The sequence below is a fragment of the Streptomyces sp. NPDC093568 genome, assembly GCF_044764945.1.
In the GTDB taxonomy this organism is placed as follows: Bacteria; Actinomycetota; Actinomycetes; order Streptomycetales; family Streptomycetaceae; genus Streptomyces.
Genome location: NZ_JBIWJD010000002.1, coordinates 475,187 through 488,144, shown reverse-complemented (window position 1 = coordinate 488,144; position 12,958 = coordinate 475,187). Strand labels below are relative to the sequence as shown.

General features: G+C 69.8%; 8 protein-coding genes. 7 read left to right on the top strand and 1 reads right to left on the bottom strand.

Annotation, left to right across the window (positions count from 1 at the left end):
- The first annotated feature begins 9 nt into the window (after positions 1-9).
- From obgE to ACIRD7_RS11670, 7 genes are all read left to right on the top strand, one after another.
- Positions 10-1,455 (top strand): GTPase ObgE, encoded by a 1,446-nt coding sequence (gene obgE / locus ACIRD7_RS11700; RefSeq protein ID WP_403452497.1) that lies wholly within the window; start codon positions 10-12, stop codon positions 1,453-1,455.
- A 325-nt stretch (positions 1,456-1,780) separates the two neighbouring features.
- A complete protein-coding gene (locus tag ACIRD7_RS11695; RefSeq protein WP_403452495.1) occupies positions 1,781-3,280 on the top strand; it encodes a VCBS repeat-containing protein in 1,500 nt (499 codons plus the stop codon).
- A 170-nt stretch (positions 3,281-3,450) separates the two neighbouring features.
- Positions 3,451-5,010, top strand: coding sequence for an alkaline phosphatase D family protein (locus ACIRD7_RS11690; RefSeq protein WP_403452493.1), 1,560 nt, complete (start codon positions 3,451-3,453; stop codon positions 5,008-5,010).
- 94 nt (positions 5,011-5,104) lie between these two features.
- Positions 5,105-6,325 (top strand): hypothetical protein, encoded by a 1,221-nt coding sequence (locus tag ACIRD7_RS11685; RefSeq protein WP_403452491.1) that lies wholly within the window; start codon positions 5,105-5,107, stop codon positions 6,323-6,325.
- 194 nt (positions 6,326-6,519) lie between these two features.
- Positions 6,520-8,019, top strand: a complete 1,500-nt coding sequence (locus ACIRD7_RS11680) for a D-ribitol-5-phosphate cytidylyltransferase (RefSeq protein WP_403452489.1) — start codon at positions 6,520-6,522, stop codon at positions 8,017-8,019.
- 117 nt (positions 8,020-8,136) lie between these two features.
- Positions 8,137-10,215, top strand: a complete 2,079-nt coding sequence (locus tag ACIRD7_RS11675) for a hypothetical protein (protein ID WP_403452487.1) — start codon at positions 8,137-8,139, stop codon at positions 10,213-10,215.
- 252 nt (positions 10,216-10,467) lie between these two features.
- Positions 10,468-11,679, top strand: a complete 1,212-nt coding sequence (locus tag ACIRD7_RS11670; RefSeq protein WP_403452485.1) for a glycosyltransferase family 2 protein — start codon at positions 10,468-10,470, stop codon at positions 11,677-11,679.
- Between the two features lie 7 nt (positions 11,680-11,686).
- Here the strand turns inward: ACIRD7_RS11670 and ACIRD7_RS11665 are convergent, their stop codons facing one another.
- Positions 11,687-12,946: a phospholipase D-like domain-containing protein gene (locus ACIRD7_RS11665; protein WP_403452483.1), complete on the bottom strand. Its 1,260-nt coding sequence runs from the start codon at positions 12,944-12,946 to the stop codon at positions 11,687-11,689.
- Between the last annotated feature and the right edge of the window lie 12 nt (positions 12,947-12,958).

The following is a 12,958-nucleotide window of genomic DNA, read 5'->3' as shown; positions in this document are numbered from 1 at the left end:
CACTGAACCATGACCACCTTCGTGGACCGCGTCGAATTGCATGTCGCCGCGGGTAACGGAGGCCACGGCTGTGCCTCCGTTCACCGTGAGAAGTTCAAGCCGCTCGGCGGGCCCGACGGCGGCAACGGCGGGCGCGGCGGCGACGTGATCCTCACGGTCGACCAGTCGATCACCACACTGCTCGACTACCACCACTCCCCGCACCGCAAGGCCACCAACGGCAAGCCCGGCGAGGGCGGCAACCGGTCGGGCAAGGACGGCCAGGACCTGGTGCTGCCGGTGCCGGACGGCACGGTGGTGCTGGACAAGGCGGGCAACGTGCTCGCCGACCTGGTCGGGCAGGGCACCTCCTTCGTCGCCGCCCAGGGCGGCCGGGGCGGGCTCGGCAACGCCGCGCTGGCGTCGGCGCGCCGCAAGGCCCCGGGCTTCGCGCTGCTCGGTGAGCCGGGCGACCTCCAGGACATCGTCCTGGAGCTGAAGACGGTCGCCGACGTGGCGCTGGTCGGGTACCCGAGCGCCGGCAAGTCCTCGCTCATCTCCGTGCTGAGCGCCGCCAAGCCGAAGATCGCGGACTATCCCTTCACGACCCTCGTGCCGAACCTCGGTGTGGTGACCGCCGGGTCGACCGTGTACACCGTCGCCGACGTGCCGGGGCTCATCCCGGGCGCCAGCCAGGGCAAGGGCCTGGGCCTGGAGTTCCTGCGGCACGTCGAGCGGTGCAGCGTGCTCGTGCACGTCCTGGACACCGCGACGCTGGAGTCCGACCGCGACCCCGTCTCCGACCTGGACGTCATCGAGGCGGAGCTGCGGGAGTACGGCGGGCTGGACAACCGGCCGCGGATCGTCGTCATGAACAAGATCGACGTACCGGACGGCAAGGACCTCGCCGAGATGGTGCGGCCGGACCTGGAGGCTCGGGGATACCGGGTCTTCGAGGTGTCCGCCGTCGCGCACATCGGGCTGAAGGAGCTGTCGTTCGCGCTGGCGGACCTGGTGGCCAAGGCGCGTGCCGCGAAGCCGAAGGAAGAGGCGACGCGGATCGTGATCCGGCCCAAGGCCGTCGACGACGCCGGCTTCACGGTGACGCGCGAGGAGGTCGGCGGCGAGCCGCTGTTCCGGGTGCGCGGCGAGAAGCCCGAGCGCTGGGTGCGGCAGACCGACTTCAACAACGACGAGGCCGTGGGATACCTCGCCGACCGGCTCAACCGCCTCGGTGTCGAGGAGGAGTTGATGAAGTCGGGCGCCCGGTCCGGCGACGGCGTCGCCATCGGCCCCGAGGAGAACGCCGTTGTCTTCGACTGGGAGCCGACGATGACGGCCGGCGCGGAGATGCTCGGGCGTCGTGGCGAGGACCATCGCTTCGAGGCACCGCGCCCCGCCGCGCAGCGCAGGCGGGACCGCGACGCCGAACGGGACGAGGCCTCGCGGGAGTTCGACGACTTCGAGCCGTTCTAGGCTCCATCCCGCGAGCCGGTCTGGGGCCCGTCCGGCGAGCCTTCTGGGCCCCGTCCCGCGAGCTGCTCCTGGGTCCGTCCCGCGAGCCTTCTGGGCCCCGTCCCGCGAGCCGTGCCGGGGCCCATCCCGCGAGCTGCTCTGGGGCCCGTCCCGCGAGCCGTTCCGGGCCCCACCCCGCCGGACACCGACGCGGTTAACCACAAGTGAATTCACGTCGTACCTCAGGGCAACCACCCGCCCCTCCGGTGAGTCGTACTGGGCAGCGCGGATGAGGATCTTGTGCCTCGCCGCGCGCCCAACTGCCCCTCGGACTCCCGGAGTCGACGTGGATCACCCCCGCTCCCGACACGGCCGCCTCGTGTTCGCCACCGGTATCGCGCTGGTGGCGGGCGCCCTCACGGTTCCTGCGGCCGGCGCCGCCGCCGAGGCGCCGGCCGCCGCCGTGAGCGCCGGACCGCGGCACGACGACTTCAACGGCGACGGCTACTCCGACCTCGCCGTGGCGGCGCCCGAGGCGACCGTCGGCGGCAGGCAGCGGGCCGGGTACGTCGCCGTGGTGTACGGGTCGGCGAGCGGGCTCAAGACCTCCAGCAGGCAGGTCATTAGCCAGAACACCACCGGCGTCACGGACTCCGCCGAGACCGGCGACCTGTTCGGCAGCGCGGTGGGCAGCGCCGATCTCGACCGGGACGGCTACGCCGACCTGATCGTCGGCGTCACCGGCGAGGACTCGGTCGAAGGGGGCGCCGAGACCGGCCTGGTGCAGGTCGTCTGGGGCGGGGCGAACGGACTGTCGGGCGGGGCGCCACTGGCGTACGGGCGCGACACCTACGACCGGCTCAGCGCCCGGGGGCAGCTCACCGTCGGTGACGTCGACGGTGACGGTGCGCCGGACCTCGTGGTCGTCGAGAGCCTCGTCGAACTGCGGGTCGTCAAGGGGCCGTTCGGGCGCGACGGGGCCGCGAGCGGCGGCGAGCAGATCGTCCTCGACGAGTCCGACCCGCGGTTCCTGGACCTGGCCACCGGCGATGTGAACGGCGACGGCATCGACGACGTCGTGGGCACCATGCACGACGGCGACGAGTACGACGCCCGCCGGGTGACCTACTGGCGGGGCACGCCGGACGGGCTCGCCGAGGGCGTCGTGGTCCGCGACGGCAGGGACCTGCGGGTCCAGGGCGGCGAGTCGCTCGACGTCGGCGACGTGAACGGGGACGGGTTCGAGGACGTCGTCGTGGGCCGTCCCGTGGACGGGTACGACAGTGACGTCGACACTCCCCTCCCCAAGGGCGGCCGGGTCGCCTTCATCCCCGGCTCCGCGGACGGACCGGTCGGCACGAAGGTGACATACGTCAACCAGGACAGCGGCGGAGTCCCGGGCGCCGCCGAGCGCGCCGACGGCTTCGGGACGGACGTGTCGGTCGCCGACGTCAACGGCGACGGATACGCCGATGTCGCCACCGGCGTGCCCGGCGAGGACTTCGACGGTCTCAGCAACGCCGGCGGCGTGGTCGTCCTGCGCGGCGGCGCGAACGGGGTGACCGGGACCGGCGCCAAGGGGGTCAACCAGGCCACCGCCGACGTGCCGGGCGCGGCCGAGACCGGCGACGCGTTCGGCGCCGCCACCCGCCTCGTCGACGGCAACGGCGACGGCCGCGCCGAACTCGCCGTGGGCGCCCCGGGGGAGAACGCGAACGCCGGCTCGGTGTGGGTCCTCAGGTCCACGTCCGCCGGGATCACCCCGACCGGCTCGTTCACCTTCGGGGCCGGGACCCTCGGCACCGTCGCGGCGAACGCGAGGCTCGGCTCCGGGTTCAACCACTGATTCCCCGGCAGACCCGTCGCGGCAAGGGCACGTTCTCGCTCCTCTGCGACGGGTCTTCTGTTGTCTCCCTGTTTGTCATGCACGCGAAGTACGCCGTTCAACGGGCGGACCGCCCTGAAGCATGAGCATCCGAAGTGTCCAAGAGGCCAGCGAGGCAAGGGAGTTCGTCGATGACCCATGAGCTCGGGTCCGTGTCCCCCGACCGACGCCGTTTTCTGACCGCCGGGGCCGCCGTGCTCGGCGCGGCGGCCTCCGCCCAGCTGTGGCTGCCGACAGCCGCCCGCGCCGCCGAAACCCCGCTGCCCGACGGCGTGTTCAGCCTCGGCGTCGCCTCCGGTGACCCGCTGCCGGACGGCATCGTGCTGTGGACCCGGCTCGCGCCGGACCCGCTGAACGGCGGCGGGATGCCCGACTCCGCCGTCTCGGTCGAGTGGGAGCTCGCCGAGGACGAGCGGTTCCGCAAGCCGGTGCGCCGCGGGGTGGCCCAGGCCCGGCCCGAGCTGGGACACAGCGTTCACGTGGACGTACGGCGGCTGCGGCCGGGCCGTACGTACTGGTACCGCTTCCGCGTCGGCGGCCAGATCTCGCCGACCGGCCGCACCCGGACCGCGCCCCACCCGGCGAGCTCCGGCGGCCGGCTGCGCATGGCGCTGGCCTCCTGCCAGAACTGGCAGCACGGCTACTTCACGCCGTACGCCGACATGCTGGACCAGGACCCCGACTTCGTGCTGTTCGTCGGCGACTACATCTACGAGTCGACGCCGTCGGCGACAGCCCTGCGCAGGCACGAGGGCACGGGTGAGCCGTACAGCCTGGTCCAGTACCGCAACCGGTACGCCCAGTACCGCACCGACCCGGACCTCGCGGCGATGCACGCGAACGCGCCCTTCGTGGTGACCTTCGACGACCACGAGATCGACAACGACTTCGCCGGTGAGATCCCGCAGGACCCGGACAAGCAGTCGCACGACGCCTTCGTGGCCCGGCTGACGGCCGGCTACCAGGCGTACTACGAGCACATGCCGGTCCGGGCGAGCGCCATCCCGAACGGCCCGCACATCCAGATGTACCGCCGTCTGGAGTTCGGCCGCCTCGCCCGGCTCAGCGTGCTGGACACCCGGCAGTACCGCAGCGACCAGGTCAAGAGCCAGGAGGCGGCCCAGGACCCCTCGCTCACCATGCTGGGCGCCGAGCAGAAGAAGTGGCTGATCAACGGGCTGCGGCACTCGCCGGCCCGCTGGAACATGATCGGCTCGCAGATCATGATGGCCGAGACCGACCTCCAGGTCGGCCCCGGCAAGCTCTGGTTCTACGACGCCTGGGACGGCTACCAGGTCGAACGCGATGAACTGATGGAGGAGTTGAAGCACGTCCGCAACCCGGTCGTGTTCACGGGCGACCGCCATCTGACGATGATCAGCGACCTCAAGGAGGACTACGCCGACCCGGACTCCGCCGTCGTCGGCGCCGAGTTCGTCGGTACGTCCATCTCCAGCAACGGCGACCAGGACCAGGACGCGTTCCACAAGGAGTGGGACCCGCGGGTGCCGGACAATCCGCACTGGAAGCTGCTCGACGCCCACCGCGGCTACCACCTCTTCGACATCCGCCGTGACGGCATCGACGCGCAGGTGCGGATCGTGGACACGGTCCGGCAGCAGACGGCGACGCCGAGCACGCTGGCGCGGCTGCGGGTCGAGGCGGGGCGTCCCGGCGTCGAGGTCGTCTGACCCCTCCCGCCGCCTGAACGGAGGCCCGGGACTCATCCCCGTCCCAGGCCTCTCTCAGCGTGCTCTCAAGAACCTCTCTTACCGTCCTCTGACCATGGCGACGGACTGCACGAGAGCTGGACCGGAGGCCGGCGGCCCCGCGATCACACCGCTGCCGACCGGGACCCGCCTGCTGCACATCGGCCCGCACAAGACCGGCACCACCTCGATCCAGGGCGCGCTGTTCGCGGCGAAGGACGAGATGGCACGGCACGGCGTCGCGTGGCTGGCCGCCACCCGGCACCCCATGGAGGCGGTTCTGGCCGCCTGCGCCCGCACCGGGATGATGGGCGACGCCCGGCCGACCGAGCGGCACTGGGAGCGGCTGCTGGAACAGGTGCGCGCGACGGGCCGGCGCACCTCGGTGATCAGCAGCGAGTTCTTCGCCGACGCCTCCGACGAGGAGACGATCGGGCGGATCGTCGCGCGGCTCGGCGACGACGGTGGCCGTGACCGGGGCCACTGTGACCGGGTCCATGTGCTGGTCACCCTGCGCCCGCTCGCGCGCATCATGCCCTCGCAGTGGCAGCAGTACGTCCAGAACGGTCTGCGCATGGGCTACGAGGACTGGCCCACCCACATGCTCCGCAAGCCGCCGTACGACGAGCCCAACCCCAGTTTCTGGCGGCGGCACCGGCACGACCGGCTCGTCGAGCGCTGGGCGCGGGTGGCGGGACCGGAGCGGGTCACCGTCGTCGTGGTGGACGACCGGGACCGGGCGGGGCTGATGCGCACCTTCGAGGCGCTGCTCGGGCTGCCGAAAGGTCTGTTGCGTCCCGTTCCGGACGCGGTGAATCGTTCACTCACCCTCGCCGAGACCGAAATGCTGCGGAATCTTAATAAGGAATTCCGCGCCAATGAACTGCCCGAGGAGCTCTATTCACAGCTCGTTCGGAACGGCGCCGTGACGCATATGAAGAACACGTGCGCTCCCGGTCCCGGCGATGTGAAGATCCGGACCCCGCGATGGGCCGTCGAGGCCGCCGTCGAGATCGGCGCGCAGATGGCGGAGCGTATCGACTCGATGGGGGTACGGGTCCTCGGCCACACGGGCCTTCTGTCCGCCGTACCGAAGCCCGCGACCCGTACCGACGGTGAGCCGCGCAGCACCCCCGAAGCCGTCGCTCAGGCGCTCTACGGGGCCCTCGCCGCGGCCGCCGCCGCGCCCGTGCGGCACACTTCGCCCGCCGGGTCGCGTACGGTGCATCAGACGTCGTCCGGGGAACTCGTGCGGGTACTCGGACACCGCTGCCTGAAGCGGTTGCGGCTTCGCTGACCCCCGCGCGGCCGCCTGTGCGGTTACTCACAGCAATAATCCGGAACCTTCGAAGGGCCTCTCCGCATCGACCATGCGTACAAGGTGAATGACAGGTTGCGCGCACATATGCACCCGGGGACGCTCACCTTGCACTGCGGTAACCACAAGTGGGACCATTTCGAAGTTCCCAGTCGCCACAAGGTAGGTCACCTGTGTCCCAGCACATAGCCAAGCCCCGTACCACCGCCGTGATCCTGGCCGGCGGTACCGGTCAGCGCGTGGGTCTGTCGATCCCCAAGCAGCTGCTGAAGATCGCCGGCAAGGCAGTCATCGAGCACACCCTGACCACCTTCGAGAAGGCCGACTCGATCGACGACATCATCGTGCTGATGGCGCCCGGTTACGTGCCGGACATCGAGAAGATCGTCGCCAAGGCCGGGTTCACGAAGGTCAAGAAGATCATCGAGGGCGGCTCGACGCGAAACGAGACGACCGAGCGCGCCATCGAGGCCCTCGGCGAGGGCCTGGCCGAGGGCGAGGACCTCAACGTCCTGTTCCACGACGCCGTACGCCCGCTGCTGTCACAGCGTGTGATCGACGACTGTGTCGTGGCGCTGGAGCGCTACCAGGCCGTGGACGTCGCCATCCCGTCCGCGGACACCATCATCGTCACGCGTACGCACGGTGAGGACGGCGAGTTCATCACCGAGATCCCGGACCGCTCCCGACTGCGCCGCGGCCAGACGCCGCAGGCCTTCAAGCTGTCCACGATCAAGCGGGCCTACGAGGTCGCCGCCGGTGACCCCAACTTCCAGGCCACGGACGACTGCTCCGTCGTGCTCAAGTACCTGCCGGACGTGCCGATCCACGTGGTCGCGGGCGACGAGTACAACATGAAGGTCACCCAGCCGGTCGACGTCTTCATCGCCGACAAGCTGTTCCAGCTGGCCTCCACCGCCACGCCCGAGCAGGTCTCCGAGGAGGCCTACCGCGAGCTGCTGACCGGCAAGACCGTTGTGGTCTTCGGCGGTTCGTACGGCATCGGCAAGGACATCGCCGAACTCGCCGAGTCCTACGGCGCCAAGGTGTACGCGCTCGGCCGCTCCACCACCGGCACCCACGTGGAGAACCCGGAGGAGGTCGACGACGCGCTGTCCAAGGCGTACGCCGAGACCGGGCGCATCGACTACGTCGTCAACACCGCGGGCGTGCTGCGCATCGGCAAGCTCGCCGAGACCGACAACGCCACCATCGAGGAGGCGCTGAAGGTCAACTACCTGGCCCCGGTGCAGATCGCGCGCTCCTCGTACAAGTACCTGTCCGAGACCAAGGGCCAGCTGCTGCTGTACACCTCCAGCAGCTACACCCGCGGTCGCGCCGAGTACAGCCTGTACTCCTCGACCAAGGCCGCCATGGTGAACCTCACCCAGGCGCTCTCCGACGAGTGGGCCGGCGACGGCGTCCGCGTCAACTGCATCAACCCGGAGCGCACCGCCACCCCGATGCGCACCAAGGCCTTCGGCCAGGAGCCCGCGGGCTCCCTGCTGTCCTCCGAGGCCGTCGCCCGTACGTCCCTGGACGTGCTGCTCTCCGAGCTGACGGGCCATGTCATCGACGTCCGCCAGCAGGACCCGACGGCCGCCGCCGGCCAGGCCTCCGGCTTCGAGCAGGCGCTGGCCAGTGTCCTCGACCGCCAGGACGGCATGGCATAATCAAGATTTAATAGCCTCATGGAATTCAGGCCTCTGCGTTTCTTCGTTCACGAAGAATTCACAGGGGCCTGAGTCCTTCCCCCGTCAGACCGGCCCCTCTCCCTGAGCAGGTTCTCCGTGATATCCACCGCTATTCGCGTCGCCCGGGTGGGCAGCGCGGCCGAGTTGGCCGCGGCGGCCCTCATGATGCTGGGCTTCCCGGCACTCATGCTGGCCGCGCTCGTCCCTAGCGTCCCCGCCTTCGCGGCCGCGGCCGCCGTGACGTACCTGGCGGACCACTATCTGCACCGCAAGGGCAGCTATCTGGTCAACCGTCTGAGCAAGGTGCGGGCCGGTCTGTCGATCCGCTTCCTGATCAGACAGCTGCTGCTGATCCTGCTGCTGGCCCGGCTCGGCTTCGCGGACGACCTGATCTACTACGGCGCCATCGCCTGCTTCATCGCCTTCTACGGCCTCCAGGCCCCGCACGGCGCGCTGGTCACCCTGATCCGCAACCGCCGCCGCATGCCGGTCGCCACCCGCAACGTCGACCTCGCCTCGCGCATCCGCATCCCCGACGCCCCGCCGCGCCGGCTGCTGCACCGCTCGGCGGAGAAGATGCTGCACCTCGATCTCGCGGCCGTCGCGGGCATCCTCGTCTCGGCCTACCTCGGGTCGGCCGTCGTCGGCTTCGTCGGCATCGGCATCACGGTGGGCCTGGGCGTGCTGTACGTGCTGGCGCTCGTGCCGTACGTGCGCGGCGCGAAGATCCCGCCGAACGCCGAGAAGGTCCTGGCCGCCGTCGACGACTGGCTGGCCGAGTACCGGCCCGAGACGGTGCTGTACTTCTCCGGCTCCAAGGACTCCGTCTACCAGGTCAACATGTGGCTGGAGACCATGGAGCAGCTGGACTCCAAGCCGCTGATCATCCTGCGCGAGCGGGTCATCCTGAACAACCTGGCGCCCACCACGGTCCCCGTCATCTGTGTGCCCGGCGGCGTGCACCTGATGAACCTGGACCTGAGCAACGTGCGCGTCGCCCTGTACGCGGCGAACGTCGGCAAGAACATCCACCTGCTGCGCGTGCCGACCATGAAGCACGTCTTCATCGGCCACGGCGACAGCGACAAGCTGGCCAGCGTCAACCCGTACAGCAAGGTCTACGACGAGGTGTGGACCGCCGGCCGCGCCGGCCGTGACCGCTACGCCATCGCCGACGTCGGCGTCCGCGACGAGGACATCGTCGAGGTCGGCCGCCCGCAGCTGGCGCCGATCGAGGGCTGGAACGGCGTCCCCGAGGGCCGGATCCCGACCGTCCTGTACGCCCCGACCTGGGAGGGCTGGGACGGCAACCCCGGCAACACCTCGCTCGTGCTGGCCGGCGAGAACATCGTGAAGAAGCTGGTCAAGGCCGACCCGCCGGTCCGCGTCCTGTACAAGCCGCACCCCTTCACCGGCACCGTCAGCAAGGAGGCCGGCGCCGCGCACCGCCGGATCACCGCCCTGGTCGAGCGGGCCGCCGCCGAGCGGGCCACCGACCCGCGCTTCGCGGCCGACGTCGTCGCGCAGGTCGCCGCCAAGACCGAACTGACCCGGATCGAGGCCCGCCTCGCCGAGCTGTCCGGCAAGACCAACGGCAAGGGCAGCAACGGCGACGAGGCCGAGGCCACCCGTGACGGCCTGGTCGACATCGCCCGGCACGAGGAGGTCGCCCGGCTGCGCGCCGAGTGGAACACCGCGTACTGGAGCTCCTTCGGCAGCCACGAGCACCGCGTCATCTCGGGCGCCGAGCCGCGACTGTACGACTGCTTCAACGTCTCCGACGCGATGGTCTCCGACATCTCCAGCGTGGTCTCCGACTTCATCGCCAGCGGCAAGCCGTACGCCGTCACGGACTCCGCCGAGGTGGGCGAGGAGGAGTTCAAGCGGGCGAACACCGCGGTGCGCGCGGCGACGATTTTGTCCAACAGCGCGGCCGAACTGGGCGGACTGCTGGACGCCGTACGGGACCCGGCGGCGGACCCGCTGGCCGCGGACCGCGGCGACCTCAAGCGGTACCTGCTCGGACCGGACGAGCCGACGTCGATCGAGCAGTTCAACGCCGCGGTCGCGAACCTCGCGATCAAGGCCGAGACGCGCAATGTCGGCCAGGAGTCCCGGGCGGCGGTCCTGCCCGACATGCCGGTGACGGTGGCCGGGGACGATCTGACGGCCTGACCCCCGCGCGGCGCACGAACGGCTCGGCCCCCGAGGAGCGGATCCTCGGGGGCCGAGCCCTTTTCTTGTGCCGCGCTTCAGCGCTTCTGGCGGGCCTCTTACGCTTCCCGATTAGTGTGACCTCATGTCAGTTGCCATTGTGATCTGGCTCACCAAATCACCTGTTTGGGGCAACCGCTTGTTATGCCCAGCCGTCTATCAGGTAGCGAATGAGGCGATACGGGGGAAATATCCCGTTGACAAGGGGGAAACGTGACCGTCACGCAGCCTGATGTGACTGTGATCATCGGGGCGTACGAAGCGATGCCTTATCTGGTCGAGTGCCTGGCATCCGTCGAGGCGCAGACCATCGACCCGGAGCGCATCGAGGTCATCGCGGTCGACGACGGCTCGACGGACGGGACGGGGGAGTGCCTGGAGGAGTTCGCGGCCCGCGTGCCCATGCAGGTGACCGTCATCCGGCAGGAGAACTCCGGCGGCCCGAGCGGCCCGCGCAACGTCGGCCTGGGCAAGGCGACCGGGCGTTACGTCTTCTTCCTGGACGCCGACGACCGGCTGGGCCCCGAGGCCCTGGAGCGCATGGTCGCGATGGCCGACAGGAACGGCACGGACGTGGTGCTCGGCCGGGTCGAGGGCGTCAACCGCATCGCGCCCAAGTCGATGTGGGGCAAGACGCTGGACCGCACCGACGTCTACTCCTCCAACATCAAGTTCACGCTGAGCGCGCAGAAGCTGTTCCGCCGCGATCTGCTGACCCGGCACAACATGCGCTTCGACGAGTCCCTGTGGACCGGCGAGGACGCGCTGTTCACGATGGAGGCCTATCTGCGGGCCGACGGCGTCTCCGTGGTCGCCGACTACACCTGCTACTACTTGGTGGGCCGTGACGACGGCAAGCACGTGACGAAGAGCGGCGGTTACGCCCTGCGCTTCGACTCCGCGCGCGCCCTGATGAACCTGATAGCCGAGCTCGTCCCCGCGGGCGACCGGCGCGACCTGCTCATGGTCCGCCCGTTCCTCATCACCCTGCTGCCGCAGTTCGGGCCCCAGTACGCCAAGGACAGCGAGAAGGTCAGGCAGCACAAGCTGGAACTGGCCAAGCCCCTCATGGACGCCTACTGGACCGAGGGCATCGCCCGCCGCCTCAAGGTCGACGAGCGGCTGCGGCTGCACCTGGTCGCCGTGCAGCGCCCCGATCTCCTGCTGCCCGTGGTGGAGTTCGTCAAGGCCAAGAAGCAGGCGGCGGCCCTCCTGGAGAAGAAGGGCCGCCGGGTCTACCTCGTCTACCCGCACTTCCGGGACGCGGCGGCGGGGATCCCCGACTCGGTGTACCTCGCCGAACCGCGCCAGGCCCGTGCCTTCCCCGGATACCGGGAGGGCGGCGCGGACTCGTTCCTGCGGCGGGCGGTGCGCAAGGCGCGCCGGGTGCTGACGACCCGGCGCGCGGTCCGAACGGCGGCCTGACGCCAGCTCAGACTCCCTTGCAGGCCGCGGTGTTGTCCGCCGTGCCGGGGACCGCCGCGGCCTTCACCGCGGTGAAATTGGTGACGTACTGGTCGTGGACGGTGGTGCTGTCGATCTTCAGCAGCGCCTCGTCGTTCTCCCGCAGGGCGGGACCCGAGTAGTTGTGACTGCCCGTCCACACCAGCTTGTTGACCGTGCCGCTGTACTTGCCGTCGATCAGCAGGTACTTGGAGTGCACGGTGGAGTTCGCCGTCGTGGCGTCGTTGTCCTCGTCGTAGTTGTAGCACCGGACGCTGGGGCCCCCGGAGGTGTGCAGCGTCTCCCACGTGCCCGGACTGCCGGAACTGGCCACGCTGTCCGACTCGGCGTACACGATGTCGACGTCGCAGCCCGCCTTCTTCAGCTCCACGAGCTTGTCGGCGACTCCCTGTCGGGTGATCTTCAGGACGGCCACCCGGACCTTTGAGCGCTTGGTCGTCGTCCCCTCGGTCCAGGTGCAGGTCACGTCGTCGAGGATGTTCCAGATGGTGTCGGAGCTGTTCCCGGTCCCCGGCACGTACGGGTAGAAGTACACCTTGTACGGGCTGAACGTGGCCGTGGTGTACGACCACGAGTCCCAGTCCTGGGTCGAGAGCTTGCCGAAGTACGACGCGTAGGCGTTGTAGATGCCGATGTTCTGCAGCAGCACCGCGTCGTTGCGCATTCGGCTGTACTGCGACGGCGTCAGGTTGGACGAGGTCTGTACGACGAGGTTCGACGCGCCGTCGACCTGTGAGAACAGGAAGAACTTGTTGTGGTTGATGGACGCCCCGTTCGCGGGGTCGCCCAGACATGCCCGGCCCTGGGGGCACAGGCCCACGAATGACGCCTGCGTCCGGTCGGTGCCGAGGGCTTCCTGCAGGATGCCGTAGCTGCCGTTCGACGGGTTGTCGCTCACGCTCGTGGAGTCCAGCAGGACCCGCACGTTGACCCCCCGTTCGGTGTGGGCGGTGGCCAGCGCCCGGGCCGTGGTCTCGTCCCACATGTGGTAGAGCGCGACGGTGATGTCCGAGGCCGGCGCCGCCGAGTTGATGAGGCTCTGTATCTGCAGGCGTATCGCCTGCTGTTCCTCGACGGTGCCCGCCGGGTTGTTGTAGACGGCGCTGATCTCGGGCAGGGCGGCGGCGGCCTCGGGTGCCGTCACCGCCTGTACGCCCGTGGCGAGCAGCAGGCCGCTGAGTACCGTCGCCAGGCGGCGGGATCTGAGGCGGGTGGTGATGAAGCGCATGGGTCCCCTCCC